Origin of the sequence: Mesorhizobium sp. M0771, assembly GCF_040320155.1 — a bacterium.
Classification (GTDB): domain Bacteria; phylum Pseudomonadota; class Alphaproteobacteria; order Rhizobiales; family Rhizobiaceae; genus Mesorhizobium.
This window is the reverse complement of sequence record NZ_JAMYPC010000007.1, coordinates 1-17750: the sequence shown is the minus strand read 5'-3', so window position 1 is coordinate 17750 and position 17750 is coordinate 1. Positions and strand designations below refer to the sequence as shown.

Sequence of the window (17750 nt, the reverse complement as noted above, 5' to 3'; positions counted from 1 at the left end):
CGCCGAGCGCGTTGATACAACAGCCGAGCCTGGCGGGGAAGCCAATACGGTACATGAGCTCGGGCTAAATTACTGTTGCTGAATTGTCACAATAAACAACTTTGAAATCTTGTACGTGTAAAGCAAACAATCATGCTCGCTATACACTGGGATTCGGATAGTATTAGCGACGGAGCGTGTACTCGTCGGGGTTCGCAAGGGATGGAGACGACCGAGAAAACTCGGCAGATCAATGACATGGCGACGCACGGAAGAAGCTTCCGGGCGAATAGCAAGTATCGCCGGTCAGGTTTTTCCAGGCATCTCTGGAAAACGACTGCGCTGTCCACTCTGGCACTTGCCCTTTCCGGCATAGCCGCCGATGCCGGCGACACCGGACTGTGGCAGCCGCAGGTCCGCGCCATCATCGGCGCCAACAACAATGGCGGCAACACGGCGATCGAGGGTTTCCTGCCGCTGAAGCAGAACCTCGAATCCGTTCTCTTTCTCGATGTGCGCTCGAAATACGATTTCGACGACGGCTTCGGCCAGGACGTCGGCCTCGGCGTTCGCCGCATCGTGAATCCGGATCTGATGATCGGCGGCTACGCCTATCTCAACATCCAGAACCACGACAGTCACCAGTTCGTCGCCTCGACGCTCGGCCTCGAGGCCATCACCTCAAAATACGATGCGCACGTAAACGTCTATCTGCCGATCAGCGGCGACCGCAGCACGGCCGGGCAAGAGTCGAGCCTGTCGCTGGTCGGTCATCAGCTGATCGAGCAGATATCGGCCATCGCCCACCGCGATTACGCGGCCTGGGGCATCGAGGGCGAGGTCGGCGTTCAGGTGCCGCTCAACCTGCCCGAGAACCATTCACTGCGTTTCGATGTCGGCGCCTACCATTTCGGCGATCCCGACGGCGACGACGGCAGCATCACCGGCGCCAAGGCCGGCCTGGAATATTCGATCGGCGACGTCATCGGCAAAGGCACGTCGCTGACCTTCACCGGCGAGGTGCGCAACGACAACCGCGATGACACCCAGTTCGCCGGCAGCATCCGGCTGACGGTGCCGCTCAACGCTTTCGACAAGGGCTCGTCTTCGGCCGATGACGGCGCCGAGCCGGTCTATCCGGTCAGCCCCGGCCTGCGCAAACGCGTCAACGAGCGCGTGCGTGGCGACATCGGCGTTCGCATCGAGAGCCAGGACAAAGTTACCGGCACGTCGACGCGGGTGGCGATCAATGCCGCCACCAACACGGCATTCGGCCAGTTCTTCTTTGCCGATGGTGACAACGACGCGCTCAGCCTCGGCACGATCGGCGACCCGACCACGCTCGACAATGCGGTCGCCGGCGCCGGCGCGAACGGCGTCGTCGTCGCGCTCGGCGGCAAGGGCAACATTACGACAGCCGGTGTGACGCTCGCCAACGGCCAGACCGTCATCGGCGGTGGCGGGGGCGTCCAGGCGCGGCTCGTCGACGGCAGCATCGGCACCTACAATTTCGGCGGATCCAACGGCACCCTCCAGGGCACCAACCCCGCCAACAACGTCCTGACGCTCGCCAACGGCAACACGCTGAGCGGCATCATCATCACAGGCGGCAAGGACGGCATCCTCGGCAACAACATCACCGGCGCCACGTTGACCAACGTCACGGTCACCGGCACCGGCGGCCACGGCGCCGACTTCACCGGTACATCGACCGGCGTCAATGGCTCGAACTTCACCGCGACCGGCAACGGCCTCGACGGACTGCACATCGAAGGCGACGGCACCTATAACTTCACCGGCACGACGCTGCTGCAGGGCAATGGCGACGACGGCCTGGATATAACCGGCCACGGCACCTACACTTTCGCCACCCTCAACTCGCTCGACAACAACGATGCCGGCATTACCGTGAAGGGCACCGGGGTCGCCGGCTCGATCGACATCAGCGGCGGCCAGGTGTCGGCCAACAAGGCGCTCGGCGACGACGGCGTCGGTGTCTTCATCGATCCGATCACCGCCCATATCGTGCTGGATTCGATCACCCAGACCGGCGGCGCATCGGGCGTCGTGCTCGAGAATCTTTCGGGCAGCTTCACCGTCAACGGCGCGACGACGATCTCGAACACGACCGGACCGGGCATCGCGATCACGGATTCGCCGGCCGCGATCCGCTTCGGCGACATCAACATCACCGATCCCGGCACCGACGGCATGGTGTTTACCGGCGTCAATGCGTCCGTCATCGCCGGCAACATCATCATCTCGGGGCTCGGCTCCAGCATCGGCCTCGACTTCTCCGGCAGCCAGACCAATTTCACGGCGCAGTCGCTGAACATAAACGGCACCGGCGGCAAGACGTCCATCGGCATCGACCTTGTCCAGACCAACGGCGGCACGATCATCATCACCAATGGCGGCACCATCGCCAATGTCGGCACCGGCGTGCGGCTCGGCATTGCCGGCTCGCCGGCCGACACCGCCAACGCCCAATTCACCTTCCGTGGCGGCTCGATCGGCGGCAACCTCGCCTCGCTCGACGCACGCGGCCTCAATTCCGGTTCGGGCCAATACGCATTCGGCACGACGACGTTCAACGGGCCGCAACTGTTCGACCAGACGCTGCTGCTCTTTGTCGCTGCAGGCGGCACAGGCGACGGTACCTCGCTTTCGGACCTGGCTTCGATCACCGACGCCGACAACAATACCGACGGCACCGCGATTTTCGTGCTGGTCAATCGCGGTGTCATCGACGACACCGACGGCTTTACGCTCGAAGCGGGGCAGACCCTGGCCTCTTTCGGCAACGGCCGCACCTTCTCGCTCGGCGGCCTGCCGATCAATGTGACCGGCGACAACGTCGATCACGGCAGCACCATCTCGGATGCGGCCGGTGCCGCAACGCTGACCGCTTCGGGCAGCGGCGACGTCGTCACGCTGGCCAACAATACCTCGCTCCAGGACTTCAACATCTCCGGCGGTACCGCCAACGGCATCCATGGCAGCGGCGTTGCCGGCGTCGTGCTGACCGGCATGACCGTGTCGGGAGCCGCCCTCAATGGCGTGCTGTTCGATGGCGCCAACGACGTTTCCGGCAGCAATCTGAGCTCGACCGGTAATGGCGGCGCTGGGCTGTCGATCCAGGGCGACGGCACCTACAATTTCACCGGCACGACGACGGTGTCGGATAATGCCGGCGACGGCTTGCTGATCAACAGCAATGCCATCACCAGCTTCCAGACGCTCAACGCGACCAGCAATGGCGGCAGCGGCGTCCAGGCCACGTCAACTGGCACCGGCTCGCTTTCGATCGACGGCGGTACCGTCAACAACAACACCACATCCGCCTTTACGGCGTCGAATATCGGGCTCGGTGTCACGCTCTCCAACATCGGCCACGTCGGCGGCACAACCGGCGTCAGCCTTTCGGGCGTCAGCGGCAGCGTCAGCGTTACCGGCCCGACGACGATCGGCAGCACCACCGGCGACGGCATCTCGATCAGCGGCAGCACGGCAACGGTTGGCTTCAGCGGCGACGTTTTCATCGGCCAGGTGCTCGGCAATGGCATTGCGCTAAGCGGCAATACCGGGGCAGTCAGCTTCGGCTATGCGGAAATCAGCCAGGCCGGCCTCAACGGCATCGATATTGGGGGCAATACCGGGTCAGTCACATTCTCTGGCCCCACCATCGTTGTCATCGGTTCTGCCTATGGCAGCGCGGGCATCAACTTCAGCGGCACAAACAACGACGTCAGTTTCGGTACGACGACGGTGTTGCTCGGCGAAGGGCTGAACCAGACGGGCATTGACTTCAGCGGCTCGTCAACGACAGCCGATTTCGGGCTGACCAGCATTACCGGCACCGGCGACCTGACCTCGCGCGGCATCGACCTGTCGTCGACGACCGGCAACAAGACGATCACCTTCCTGCAGGGCTCCAAGATCGACAATGTCGGCGTCGGTGTCGAATTGTCGTCAGGCGGCACCACGGCCACGTCGGCCAACGCCAACTTCGCCTTCGGCGACGGCAATTCCGCCGATGGGCTGGAATCCTTCATCACCGCCGCAACCGGCGGCTACACTGTCAATACGATCGGGCTGGATCCGGCGCTCGGCAACTACGACTTCGACGATGTCGTCTTCACCGGCGATGCCCAACTGGCGGTAACTGTCGGCGGGGTCGTCATGATCTCGCAGACAGGCGGCACTATTCACGCGGGCACGAACGGGCTGAGCGCCGATGTCACCACCGTGACGGCCGCCCAGGCCGATGCCATGGTTGGCACGCAGACCTTCGCCTTTGTCGGCATCGTCGACCTCAGCGCGACGCCGTTCACGCTCGATTCGGGACAGTCGATCACCGGTTTCGGCAACGGCAATTCCATCCTCACCTCCGGTACGTTCCAGCCGGTCAATGTGCAGGGCAATCTCGGCGCCACCGGCGGCAATGTCACCGGCGATGAGGGCGTGGTCAAGAGCACGGGCGACACCCTTCATCTGCTCGGCAGCAATCAGGTGCGCAACACCGCCTTCGACTACAGCGGCGGCAGCGGCTCGGTGTTCGTCATCGACCAGAGCGTGGGTGGCTTCAACAATTCCGGCGGCATCGTTATCGAAGGCGTCACCGTCAGCAATGTCGCTGCCGGCCAGACGGCGTTCAACGTCGACGGCCTCACCGGCAACCTGTCGATTATCAACAACAATATCAACGTTGCCGGCACGCTGCTCGATGTCGACGGCGGCAACGGCAACATTACGGTCACCCGCGGCACCTTGCCCAACAGCGCGACGCCCGGCACGCTGACCGGTGGCGGCATCGCAATCGCCAACCGCACCGGCGGCTTGGTCAACTTCACGGACAAGGCGACGATCGGCGGCAGCGGCGTATCGCTGACCAACAACACCGGCGCCACAATCACCTTCGCCGATGTCGACATCACCACGGACGCCGCAACGGCGTTCACTGCAACCGGAGGCGGCTCGGTCAACGTCACGACCGGAACGATCAATGCCACCAATGCGGGAGCGGTGGCGCTCGACGGCATTGCGGCCAACATCAATTTCGCCTCGACAAGCGCCAGCTTCAGTTCCGGCAGCGGTGTCGACCTGCAGCATCTGACCGGTACGGTCGCGCTCGGCACCGGCACGCTGACCAACACCGGTTCGGGTACAGCCTTCAATGTCGGCTCGGCGGCCGATCAGAGCGGCGGCAATGCAATCATCTCCTATGCTGGCACCATCGCCAGCAACGGCACCGGGGCCGCCGTCTCGATCCAGGAACTGACCGGCGGCTCGGTGACGCTGTCGGGCAATCTGACCGACGGCAACGCAGCCGATGGCGGCCAGATCTTCATCGGTGGCATCGCCAACGGCACGGCGGCGACCGTCACCTTCTCAGGAAGCAGCAAGAAGATAAGCTCTGGCGCGACGACAGCTGTACAGATCGGCTACACGGGCCCCCTCTCCGCCATCGTCCCGTATGACAACACGGACGGCACGATCAACTTCACCAATGGCGGCCTGGATATAACGACAACGACCGGAGAAGGCTTCGGCGCCGCCTTCGGCGGCACCGTCAGCGTCTCCGGCACCGGCAACAAGATCGCCTCCGGCGGCAATGGTCTGTTCATTGTCTTCGCCGACGTCGGCGCCGCCGGCGTCACCTTCGACAGCGTCTCGGCCGTATCGACATCGGACGCTGCCGGCGTCTTGCTGACAGGGTCCAATCTGGCGGGCGACGTCAACATTGGCGGCCTGAAAGATACCGGCTACATGGGCGCCTCGCTGAACGCCCTGCTCGGCACCGGTGCGGTGAATTTCACCGGCACGACCGATCTCGACGTCAGCTACCGAGGGTTCGATATCGGCGGCCCGCAAGTGGGCACCATAAACATCGCCAACGTCGCCGGCTCCACCCTGACCATCGACGGTGGGGAAGCCGGCATTGTCACGAACGGCCTGCAGGCAGGAATCATCAACGTTGGCGGCAATGGCGGCGTCGCCAGCATCGGCGCGACGACAAGCACCACCGGTGCGGCTATCGCCGTCAGCGGCGGTAACGACCTCATTCACGCCACGCTGAACTACAACGGCTCGATCAAGGTCGACACCGGCATGGTCGTGCAGGCCGTGGCCGACTGGAGCGAGCTCAACATGAGCGGTTCGGTCGTTTCGACTACGGCAGCAACTGGCATTGGTACGGCGGCCTTCGTCTTCACCGGCAACGCCAACGGCGTCTACAATATTTCAAGCACGATCGATCATACCGGCACGGGCATCGGCGTGCGGTTTGACGGATCGTCTAACGGGACGGCCACCTTCTCCGGTGCGTCGAAGATCTTCAACACCAGCAGCGGCACCAACGACGCGATCGTCAAGTTGCCCAGCATCAGCCCGACCCAGGGCATGGGCACGCTCAACTTCACCAATGGCGGCCTGGTCATCACCACCTCGAGCGGCGCCGGCTTCACCGCCAGCACTTTCGGCGCCGGCACGGTCAGCGTCAGCGGCACGGGCAACTCGATAACCACGACGACAGGCACCGCGCTCAACCTCGACAACGCGACGGTCGGCGCCGGCGGCATCAATTTCAGCTCCATCTCGGTCAATGGAGCGGCGACCGGCGTTTCGCTCAACAATGTCAGCGGCGGCACGCTCAATCTCGGCACGGTGAACCTGCAAGGCATCACCTCGACCGGCGTCGACATTTCCGGCACGCTCGGCTCGACGGTAAACTTCGCCAGCCTGACCATCGCCATGCCCGGCGACAATTCGACCGGCATCACCTTCGCCGATGCAGTCGTCAACAGCATCTTCACGACTGGCGGTTTCACGCTCACCAGTGCTTCCTCGACCGGCACCACCGCCGTCAACCTGTCCAACACCACCGGCACCGGCACCATCCAGCTCGGCGATCCGAACACGGCCGGCGCATCCTCCACCATCGGCGGCGCCGGCGCCGGACCCGGCATCGGCTTCCAGTTCACCCCGACGACGGCGATCAACTTGATCTATGGCGACGGCGAAAGCGCGGTCGACAAGCTGTCGACGGTCAAGGCAATCGACATCCTCAATTCCACCGGCGTTTTCCCGGTCGGCGGCACCTATAATTTCCAGGATGTCGACGGCGCCAATGGCGGCTTCATCGGCGACCTCTCCGAGGCCCAGGGACCGACCACCTATTATGTCGACCAGGACGGCGACGGCGACGGCACCGCCGCCAATCCGGGCTCGATTGCCGGCGCGGAAGCGTCGGGCGCCTCGGTTGTCATCCTTGTCGACACGTCGCAGAACGGCACCAGCAACCTCATCGACATGATGCAGGCTCAGCAGAATGGCGGCGGCAACAACACGCTCAACCTTGCCGACGGCCAGATCCTGATCGGCCTCAAGGCCGGCGATTCCATCGATACCGCGCCGCTGGGCGCCGTCGGCGGCGGCCTCGGCGGCAATTTCAGCTTCAGCGGCATCAATGCGTCGACCGTCATCACGGCAGGGTCCAATGTCGACAGCGTGCTGGCGACGCTGACGACCGCGAGCGGCAACACTATCGATTTCTCCGGCAAGGCCGGCATCGAAAACGTCATCGTGCAGAACACCGGTGCGGGCCTTGGCATCTCCGGCACCAACATCACCGATCTTATCCTGCGCCGCGCCACGATCGCCGGCGGCACCGGTGGCGCCCTGTCGCTTACCGACGGCGCCGCTGCCAGCCAGATCGCACTGTCGAACCTGATCCTGTCGGCAACCGGCGGCGACATTGCCAAGGTTGACGGCACGGTCGGCGCCGGGCTGATGAAGGTCAGCGCCTTCTCCGACATCACGCTTCTGGGCAACAATGGCGAAACCGGCGGCTTTGGGGTGAGCGGTGTCACCTTCGATGCCGTTCCAGCGACCGTCGGCATCGACCAGGTCGACGGCGGCGCCTTCGTCGCCGGCACAAGCAGCAATGGCGTCGGCGGTTATGGCCTGACGCTGTCCGGTGTATCCGGCGATATCCAGTTCGACAGCATCACCGTCTACGGTGGCGTCAACGGCATCGCCTTCAATGGCGTTGACGCCACCGTCACGGTCAGCGGCGCCACCACCATCACCGGCACCACAGGCTTCGGCATCAGTGCGATCAACACCAATCCCGGCACTTTCAACTTCAACACGGTGACGGTGAACAACGTCGCGACGACCGGCGGCGGCATAAACTGGGTCAGCGGCAACCTCAACATCGCCGGCCTCGCCAACATCGACACGAGCAGCGGCGTCGGCTTCTCGCAAAGCGCCGGCACGGTGAACTTCCTCAACGGCCTGACCATCGATACCACCAGCGGCACCGGCATTGTCGGGACCGGTGGCGTTATGGGCATCACCGCTTCCGCTGCAGCCCAGACGGTAAATTCGACCAGCGGCCAGGCGATCAACCTCATCAACGTCGCCGCCAGCATTGCGCTCGACTCGACCTCGTCGGGCGGCGGCACCAACAATGTTGGCCTGGCCAATGTCACCGGAACAGTCAGCCTCGGATCCGGCGCATTGAGCGGCGCTTCGGGCGTCGCATTCCAGCTCACCGGCGGTGCTGCGACCGTCAGCTATGGCGGCACGGTCACCAAGACCACCGCCGGCAAGATCGTCGACATCTCCGGCGTCACCGGCGGCACGGTCACACTGTCCGGCGCGCTCAGCGCCACCGGCGGTTTCGACAATGGTATTTATGTCCACGGCAACTCCGGCGGGACCATCACTCTCGGCGGTGGCACGAAGACGCTGACCACTGGCGCCAATACGGCGGTCGACTTGACGACCAACACCGGCGCGACGATCAACTTCGATACGGGTGGCCTGGTGATTACCACCACCTCCGGCACGGGCTTCAACGCCAGCGGCGGTGGCACGGTCAGCGTCGGCGCGCCCCTCAGCGACAACAGCATCACCACGACGGCCGGCGGCACCGCGTTGAACCTCAATGGCGTTACGATTGGCGCTGCGGGCATGAATTTCGACAGTGTTTCGGCCACTGCCGCCGCAACCGGCATCTCGCTGAACAATATCGCCTCGTCCGGCGGCGGCGCCATCATTCTCGGCACGGTCAACCTGCAAGGCATGACCACGCGTGGTGTCGATGTTTCCGGCACGCTTGGCGCGGCGCTGTCCTTCAACGATCTCGACATCGGCCTGAACAGCACGACAGGCATCGCCTTCGACCTCAATGGTGCGGCGATCAACGCGGCGATCACCGCCAATGATTTCGACGTGACCAACGCGGCCGCCGCCGGCAGCACCATCGCCGTCGACCTGCGTGGCGCCACTGGCGGCCAGACGGTACGCCTCGGCGATGCCGTTGTCGGCGGCGCCAGCTCCAGCATTGCCGGCGTCAACACCGGCGTGTTCCTCAACAGCGCCACCAACCTCGCTTTCACCTATGGCGACGGCGAATCGGCGACCGACCAGCTCTCGACCATCGGCGCCAATGTAGGCGTCGACGCATCCAGTGCGCCGGTTGCCGGCACCTACAATTTCCAGGATGTGAACTTCCAGTCGGCTCCCGGCCTGGGCTTCGGAGTCGGCAAGGTCTATTTCGTCGGCGCGTCCGCGACCGGTGACGGCAGCGGTCGCGACCAGAACAATCTCGCGACGCTGGCCACCGCCGAAGCAGCAGCCGTGGCGACGGACATCCTGGTTCTCGTCAACGATGGCGGCACCATCACCGCGGCAGGCAGCAATGGCAACGACACGCTGGCTCTCGCCACCGTCGAGCAGGTGCGCGGCTTCGGCAACGGCAACATCAATCTGGCGCTGACGGTGCCCTCCACCATCCAGCTCGCCAGCAACAGCATCTCGATCATCGACCAGACGCCCAATGGCGCCGCGACGCTGACGACGAGCGCCGGCAACAATGTCATCACGCTCGGCGCCAGCGGCAACATCATCGACGGCTTCATCCTGAATGGCAGCCCGGCGGGTGCCGCGCGTGGCATCAAGGACAATGGCGCGGGTGCTGCGAATACCGTCATCAGCAACATGACCATCAGCAATTTCACGCAGGGTATCGAGATTACCCCGTCGAACAGCACGACGATCAACAACGTTACTTTCTCCGGCAACGCCAGCGATGTGTGGCTGAACGCGTCCAACACCACCATCACCAACGTCACCAGCACCGGCGCCACCGGCATTGCCTTCAGGCTCGACAACACCGTCGGCACGACGACGCTGACCAACGTCAACATCACCACCGCAGCGACCGGCACCGGCATCGCCTTCGGCGGCGCGTCGGGCGCTGGCGGCACGATTGCCGGTATCAATGTCGATATATCGGGCGGCAGCGGCCTTTCGGTGACCGGCGGCAACGCGGTGATCAGCTTCGACGGCGCCAGCTCCATCATCAGCACGTCGGGCGCGGCGGCCACGATCTCGACCCGCGCTGGCGGCAGCTTCACCTTCGCCGGCTCGGTGATCGCCAACGGCGCTGCGAGCGGCATCAGCATTTCCGGCGCGACGGCGGCCAATACGGTGAGCTTCACCGGTACGGTCGATCTCGGCACCACGACGCCGATGACCGGCACCGCAGTCGCAATCAACAACGGCGCCACGGCCTCGACCGTCAGCTTCGCAAACCTCGACATCGTCACAAGCGGCACCACCGGATTCAGCGCCAGCAATGGCGGCACGGTCAATGTCACGACCGGCACGGTGAGCTCCACTTCCGCGCAGGCGGTCAACCTCAACGGCATCGCCACCACCGGCATCAATTTCACCTCGACCAATTCGACCGGCGGCACCAACAACGTGTCGCTGACCAATGTCACCGGCGCCGGCACTGTCAGCCTCGGCTCCGGTGCGCTCGGCGGCGCGACCGGCGCGGCCTTCCTGGTCACCGGCGGCTCGGCCAATGTCAGCTATGCCGGCTCGGTCACCAAGACCACGGCCGGAAACGTCGTCAGCATCTCCACCCGTACCGCCGGCACCACGACATTGTCGGGCACTCTCAGCGCCACCAGCGGCGTGGCCAACGGCATCCTCGTCAACGCCAACACCGGCGGCACGATCAACTTCTCCGGCGCCAGCAAGATACTGACCACCGGAGCCAACAATGCCGTCGACCTGACGGCGAACACCAACACCGCGGTCAACTTCACCGGCGGCGGCCTAGCCATCACCACCACCTCCGGCACCGGCTTCAACGCCACGAGCAACGGTACTGGCACCGTGACCGTTATCGGCTCGGGCAACACGATTTCGACCGGCAGCGGCGTCGCGGTCAACCTTGACAGCGTTGCTATCGCGGCGGGCGGCGTGACCTTCGCTTCCACAAACAAAGGCGCCGGCGGCACCAGCGCCGTCATCCTAGATTCCGTCACCGGTTCGGGAGCGATCGACCTCGGCACCGGCGCGCTGGTGGGCGGAACAAGCGCCGTGATCCGTATCGGCGATGGCCTAGGCACCGCCAACAGCGGCGGCACGGCGGCGTTCACCTATGCCGGCGCGATCACCAGCGGCAGCACCGGCCAGGCGGTCAACATCCAGGATCGCGCCCTGACCGCCGGCAACATCACCCTGTCGGGCAACATCACGCATAATGCGGCGGGCCAGATCGGCATCCTGCTGGACGACAATGTCGCCGGCATCATCACCTTCTCCGGCGCGTCGAAATCGATCACCTCGACCACGGCGGCTGGCGTCAGCCTGAGCGACAATGCCGGCGCGACGATCAACTTCACCAATGGCGGGCTGGTCATCGCCACGACCAGCGGCGCCGGTTTCAGCGCCACCGGCCCCGGTCCGGCAGCCACCACCGGCGGCACGGTGACGGTGCAGGGCACCGGCAACACCATCGTGTCCGGCACGGGCACGGCCCTTAATGTCGCCAACACGACGATCGGCGCCGGCGACGTGACGTTCAGGAGCATTGCGTCCAATGGTGCAGCCAACGGCATCGTGCTCAACAACACCGGCACCAGCGGCAATCTGGTGGTGACCGGCACCGGCGCGACGGGGGGCAGCGGCGGCACGATCCAGAACTCGACCGGCGATGGCGTCAGCCTGACCGACACTCAGGATGTCAGCCTGAGCAACATGATTATCAGCGACAATGCGGGCAACGGCATAAAGGGCCTGCGCGTCAACGGTGTGGTGCTCAACGGTCTGACCCTGAACAGCAATGCCGATGCCAACACCGAGTCCGGAATCCTGTTCAACGAACTTACCGGCAACGCCTCGCACGTCACCACGTTCACCAACCTCACGGTCTCCAACTCATTCACCCATAACGTGCAGGTCATCAATTCCGGCGGCACGTTGGCGAACCTGGTGGTGAGCGGCGGCACGTTCTCGAACAACGGCGCCTCAAACAATGCCGGCAGCGACTTCATCTTCGAGGCGGACGGCGCCGGTGTCGCCGGCGCGCCGACGATGACGCTGACCGTCGACGGCGCAACCTTCACCGGCAACAACGCCTATCCCGGACCGGGAGTCATCCCTGGAACCGGTCTGTTCGTCATTGCCAATGACGGCACCGTCAACGCTCACATCGGCGAGACCACGGGAAATCTATTCAACAATCTGAACAACGGCATCAACCTCACCCAGAGCAGCAATTCCGGCGCCGGCACGGGCGGCAATCTGAATTTCACCGTCCGGAACAACACCGTCACCAACAGCGACTCGACGGCCATCAACGTGTTCAGCAGCGGCGACCTCGCACGGACGCTTGACGGCACAATCGCCAACAACGTCATCGGTACGCAAGGCGTAGCAACCTCGGGATCGCGAACCGGCAACGGCATCAGGGTTGGGCATGAAAGCCTCGGCGTCGCCAAGGTGCTGATCGACAACAACATTATCCAGAGCATCGGCGTCAACGGCATAAGCGGTGGCGACAGCGTCTCGATCACGCAGCTCGTGCAGCCGGGCACCGTGCACGCGACGGTCACCAACAACACCATTCGCGACAATGCCGACAGCCGCGGCATCACGGTCACCGCCACATTTGCCGGCGCTATCATCAATGCCGACGTTCATGCCAACACCATCACCAACGTCAACAACGCCAATGCCATCCGCTTCCTCGCGGACGGCCTCGGCGGCGCCGACGGCACGATCAACGTACCGCAGGCGAGCGAGGCCGGTATCGAAACCATCAATGGCGGGGCAACGGCGCTGACGGACACCCGGACGTTCTTCAACCAGCCGCTGCCACTGCTGCCTGCCGCGACACCGTAGTCAGCAACCTTGGATTCGTCCTAGGAAATATATTTTATGAATCTGATATCGACTTGTTGTCTTACTTAGGCATAATACAAGAATTCAGACAGTAAGCGGCCAACGGAGGGGACGGGGATGAGTGAGCCTTATTTAGGTGAAGTCAAGATCATTTCCTGGAACTATGCACCGCGCGGCTGGGCATTTTGTAACGGCCAGTTGTTGCCGCTTAACCAGAACCAGCCATTGTTCTCACTTCTTGGCACCAGGTACGGCGGCAACGGCCAGACAAATTTTGCCCTTCCGGATATGAGGGGACGTGCGCCGGTTCATACGGGCGGCCCTATCGGTGCAATTGTCGGCGGCCAGGGCGGCGAAGAGTTTCACACGCTCACGCTCGGCGAAATGCCGACACACAACCATTTCGTCAACGCATCGAACACTGCCGGCAACGTCAACAATCCATCCGGCGCGCTGTTGGGGGCGAACGCCAGCCCGATCTATCAGCCGCCTGGCAGCGCGGTGGCTATGGCGAAGGAAAACATCACTTTCGTCGGTGGCGGCCAGCCGCATGAGAACAGATCGCCCTATCTCGTCTTGAATTTCATCATTGCCCTGCAAGGCATATTCCCGTCGCGAAATTAAGAGGACGCTTCGATGAGCCAACCTTTTGTCGGCGAGATCAGGATGTTCGGTGGCAATTTCCCTCCGAATGGCTGGGCGTTCTGCCAAGGCCAGTTGATGCCGATCTCCGAGAACGAAACTTTGTTCAATCTGATCGGTACGACTTATGGCGGCGACGGGGAGGAAACATTCGCCCTGCCCAACCTCGCATCCCGCATCCCCGTCCATGCTGGCAAGGGCCCGCTGGTCAGCCAGACCTATATCATCGGAGAACTGGGCGGGGTCGAATCCGTCACTGTTTCAACCCAACAAATGCCGAACCATTCCCATACCTGGACCGGTTCGTCGAATATCGCCAAAAATCCGGGTCCGTCCGGCGGTGTCCTGGCGACATCGAGCCTGCTGACGCCCTATGTGGGTATCGCACCTGATGGCAACATGGCCGCCGGAGCCATTTCGCCGGCCGGCGGCAGCCAGCCTCACGACAATATGGTGCCGTTCCTCGCCGTCAGTTTCATCATCTCGCTATTTGGCATCTTCCCCCAGCAAAGCTAGAGACTTGCCATGACCAATCCGTTCGTCGCCGAAATTCGAATTTTTGCCGGAGATTTCGCCCCGACGGGGTGGGCGACCTGCGATGGCCAGCTCCTGCCAATCTCGCAGAATACGGCGCTGTTTTCGCTGCTGGGCACAGTTTACGGCGGCGACGGCAAGTCGACCTTCGCGTTGCCGAATATGGCTGGCTCCGCGCCCATGGGGCAAGGACAGGGCAATGGCTTGTCGGAGCGGTTTCTCGGCGAGACGGGTGGCGAAACGTCCGTCACCCTTCTGCAAACGGAAATGCCGCAACATGATCATTTTGTCGCGATATCCACCGAGAGTGGCGCCCAGGGAACTCTTACCGATGCGGTTGTTCTGGGGAAGTCGGGGGGCGGAACGCTTTATCAGAACAACACTTCGCAAAATCTGGTCCAGATGGACCCCCAGGCACTGAGCATAACGGGCAGTACGTTGCCTCACAACAACCTGCCTCCCTATCTGGCGATGACGTTCATCATTGCCATGCAAGGCGTTTATCCGGCGCGTCCGTAAGCGCCACTCCATGATCCAGCTTCCGATTGTGGACAACGGGCCTGTTATATTTTGCTGGGTGCGCGCGGCGCGGATTGATCTGACGTTCCGCCCGATGGCGGACGCCGATCTGCCGTTCCTGTCGGCGCTCTACGCCTCGACCCGCGCCGAAGAACTTGCCGTCACGCCGTGGAGCGACGCGCAGAAAACGGCGTTCCTCGACATGCAGTTTCAAGCGCAGCACGCGCATTACCAGAAATACTATCCCAACGCCGACTGGCTGGTGATCGAGCAGGGAAGGCAAGATATCGGTCGCCTGTATATCGAGCGCTCGGCGAGCGAGCATTGCATCATAGATATCGCCTTCCTGCCGGCGCATCGCGGCAAGGGGTCTGGCGGTGCGTTGCTCGCCGATCTCATCGATGAGGCCGCCGCCGTCGGCAAGTCGGTCTGGATCCATGTCGAGAAGAACAATCCAGCGCGGCGGCTCTACAAACGCCTCGGCTTCACCGTTGCCGAGGACAAGGGCGTCTACGACCTGATGATCCGTTCGCCGTAAGGGCCGTGCCGGTCGTCACGTGCCGCGATACCAGGAGACGATGGTGAAACGTTCGTTGCACGTGACCGGGGTGACTTCATGCGTCGTTTCCGAGCGAAAGGCGACGAGAGAGCCCGGCAATGCCGGCATGGCAATGCGCAGGTCCGGGCCGCTGTAAGGCCCATGCAGGACCAGCGAGCCGCCTGCATAGCTTTCTGGCGAAGGGTTGTCCGATTGACGGTTGAGAAAGATCACCACCGAGATCTTTCGGAACCGCGACTCGTCGTGAATGAGCGGCGTGTTGCCATCCTGGTGCGGCACAAAGAAATCGCCTTGCCGATAGTGAAGGAACTGAGGTTTCTCGACCTGGCCGAGCAGCAGCCCGAAATGCCGCTCCAGAGCCGCCTTCTGCTGCGCCAACAGGGCACTCACTCGCTCTTCAGTGGCCTGCGAAACATCGGCGCGCACGGTCTTTCGGATCTCCGGCCATGCCATCTTCTGGTCGGCACGCCCCAGCAGGCCGGCCGGACGGCCCAGGGCCGCCCGAATTTCCGCGCACAGTGCGCTACACGCCGCTCCGTCAAATACGTCCGCAATCTCGATATAGTCGATCATATGTCGAGCCGCCGCGCTGCCAAATCGCCCTGATGGCCGGAGCGTCCCCGTGGCCGATCCGGTCGAAAAAAATCAGTTGAATACCGCCTCGTAAAGCCGCCCTGCCTCATCGGCAGCGATCGGCACGATGAAGATCTCATGGGCGCCGCTTTTGCCGTTGAACCGATAGATAGCCTGCGGCAGCGCCGCGTCGCGCGGCCCCCTGAACAGCAGCGTGAAGCCACCGCCGTCGCGCGGGCTGTTGGCAATGGGCTGCACCGCGCTCAGTTCCATCGTGAGCGTCTGACCGCCGGCTTCGACGGAAAAGCTCTGCCCCTGCTCGAAATCCGAAAGCGATGCCATGCGCCTGCCCTGGTTCGTCTGTCTTTCAGACGGCTCTCTTGAGATGTCTATCCCGTCAGCCAATCTCGCCGCTTCATGGCGTGCTGTCTATAGAGCTCGATCTCCAGAAGTACAAAAGAGCACGATCAAACAAACAGATAGATTTATCTTGGCCACGTAGGGTGAAGCAGCCGTCAACGCGTTGCGCACCGGCAGCCACTGGCCTAAACCGGAATGGTATAAGAGGAGAACACTAGGGATGACTGACGCGAAAACAGACACGGCCCCGGCCGGAAGCACCGCGACCAACGCGCTGCCGCTGTTCTACAAAAAACCCGAGGCGCTCAATCCGCTGCGGCACGGCTCACTCGGCCTTACGGCGCGGGCCGATTTCTCCTTTGCCCGCACCGCGCACGCCATCCCCGTCGTCGCATCGGAAATGCCGGCGGCGATGCGCTCCTATCCGATCGTTTTCATTGGCGACGCCAAGGCGCCTGTCATCATCACCGGCCTGCGCCAGGACCAGAACCTGTTCGTCGGCGCCGACGGCAAATGGGCGGAGCCGCATTACATTCCCGCCTATGTCCGCCGGTACCCCTTCATCCTGGCCGATGAATCGAAAACGACCGGCCGCCTGACGTTGTGCATCGACCGCGCCAGCGAACGCGTCGTCGAGCAGACGCCTTCGTCCAAGGGCGGCGACGAGACCGCGCCCTTCTTCGACGGCAACGAGCCGGCCGAGGCCTCGAAGCAGGCGCTCGCCTTCTGCAGCCAGTTCCAGACCGACTTCAATGCGACTCGCGCCATGATCGACAAGATCGACGCGCACGGCCTGTTCGCGCCGCGGCAGAGCAAGGTGACGCTGGAGGGCGGCGAGACCCTCAACCTCACCGACTTTCAGGTGATCGACGAGCCGGCCTTCAACAAATTGAGCGACGAGGCGTTTCTCGATCTCAGGAAATCCGGCGCGCTTGCGCTGCTCTATTGCCATCTCGCCTCGAGCAACAGCTGGACCTCGCTGGTCTTCCAGGCGTCATTGCGGCGAGCTGGCTGACGCGGCCCGCGACGAAAAGCTTCGGCAAGGCGCGGGTTGTTTAAATCAACGGTTCGCGCCTTCGTACGACGATCTCTCCGCCGCTCGAATCATGCTGTTGTCGTGCAGATCGCTTGCCATGACGGGCTGGCGAACTCCCAATGCTCGACGTGTAGCTCTCGCCGAAATGCGCCGAGGCGGCATCACCCCCCGGTTCGCGGACCTGTCAATAAAGTCGAGCACGCCAGCCTTGCTGCCCTCCTCGATCGTTGAATATCCGGTCGCGGCCATCGATCACGGTCCGAACGCAAAAAGCCCGCGTGAAGCGGGCTTTTTTTGTTGGTTGCGGGGACAGGATTTGAACCTGTGACCTTCAGGTTA

At 63.1% G+C, this 17750-nt stretch carries 8 protein-coding genes; 6 read left to right on the top strand and 2 right to left on the bottom strand.

Features of this window, described 5'->3' with window-relative positions; genetic code table 11:
• Positions 1-237: 237 nt before the first annotated feature.
• From NKI05_RS12790 to NKI05_RS12770, 5 genes are all read left to right on the top strand, one after another.
• A complete protein-coding gene (locus NKI05_RS12790; RefSeq protein WP_352792410.1) occupies positions 238-13188 on the top strand; it encodes a hypothetical protein in 12951 nt (4316 codons plus the stop codon).
• 117 nt (positions 13189-13305) lie between these two features.
• The gene (locus NKI05_RS12785; protein WP_023672955.1) at positions 13306-13812 is read left to right on the top strand and encodes a phage tail protein; all 507 of its coding nucleotides are present in this window, start codon (positions 13306-13308) and stop codon (positions 13810-13812) included.
• 12 nt (positions 13813-13824) lie between these two features.
• Positions 13825-14346, top strand: a complete 522-nt coding sequence (locus NKI05_RS12780) for a phage tail protein (protein ID WP_023672956.1) — start codon at positions 13825-13827, stop codon at positions 14344-14346.
• A gap of 9 nt (positions 14347-14355) precedes the next feature.
• A complete protein-coding gene (locus NKI05_RS12775) occupies positions 14356-14883 on the top strand; it encodes a phage tail protein (RefSeq protein WP_023815708.1) in 528 nt (175 codons plus the stop codon).
• 10 nt (positions 14884-14893) lie between these two features.
• Positions 14894-15421: a GNAT family N-acetyltransferase gene (locus NKI05_RS12770; protein ID WP_031205516.1), complete on the top strand. Its 528-nt coding sequence runs from the start codon at positions 14894-14896 to the stop codon at positions 15419-15421.
• A gap of 15 nt (positions 15422-15436) precedes the next feature.
• On the opposite strand, the gene NKI05_RS12765 is transcribed toward NKI05_RS12770, so the two are convergent.
• Both NKI05_RS12765 and NKI05_RS12760 read right to left on the bottom strand, forming a co-directional pair.
• Positions 15437-16015 carry a 2OG-Fe(II) oxygenase gene (locus NKI05_RS12765; RefSeq protein ID WP_023672959.1) on the bottom strand — a complete coding sequence of 193 codons (579 nt, stop codon included), beginning with the start codon at positions 16013-16015 and terminating at the stop codon, positions 15437-15439.
• Between the two features lie 72 nt (positions 16016-16087).
• Positions 16088-16357: a DUF6916 family protein gene (locus NKI05_RS12760; RefSeq protein WP_023672960.1), complete on the bottom strand. Its 270-nt coding sequence runs from the start codon at positions 16355-16357 to the stop codon at positions 16088-16090.
• Positions 16358-16595: 238 nt separating this feature from the next.
• On the opposite strand from NKI05_RS12760, the gene NKI05_RS12755 reads away from it, so the two are divergent.
• Positions 16596-17390: a SapC family protein gene (locus tag NKI05_RS12755; protein ID WP_023815705.1), complete on the top strand. Its 795-nt coding sequence runs from the start codon at positions 16596-16598 to the stop codon at positions 17388-17390.
• Positions 17391-17750: the final 360 nt, after the last annotated feature.

Coding starts and splice junctions, on each gene's coding strand:
- NKI05_RS12790 (WP_352792410.1), top strand. CDS start 238: ATGGCGACGCACGGAAGAAGCTTCCGGGCGAATAGCAAGTATCGCCGG.
- NKI05_RS12785 (WP_023672955.1), top strand. CDS start 13,306: ATGAGTGAGCCTTATTTAGGTGAAGTCAAGATCATTTCCTGGAACTAT.
- NKI05_RS12780 (WP_023672956.1), top strand. CDS start 13,825: ATGAGCCAACCTTTTGTCGGCGAGATCAGGATGTTCGGTGGCAATTTC.
- NKI05_RS12775 (WP_023815708.1), top strand. CDS start 14,356: ATGACCAATCCGTTCGTCGCCGAAATTCGAATTTTTGCCGGAGATTTC.
- NKI05_RS12770 (WP_031205516.1), top strand. CDS start 14,894: ATGATCCAGCTTCCGATTGTGGACAACGGGCCTGTTATATTTTGCTGG.
- NKI05_RS12765 (WP_023672959.1), bottom strand. CDS start 16,015: ATGATCGACTATATCGAGATTGCGGACGTATTTGACGGAGCGGCGTGT.
- NKI05_RS12760 (WP_023672960.1), bottom strand. CDS start 16,357: ATGGCATCGCTTTCGGATTTCGAGCAGGGGCAGAGCTTTTCCGTCGAA.
- NKI05_RS12755 (WP_023815705.1), top strand. CDS start 16,596: ATGACTGACGCGAAAACAGACACGGCCCCGGCCGGAAGCACCGCGACC.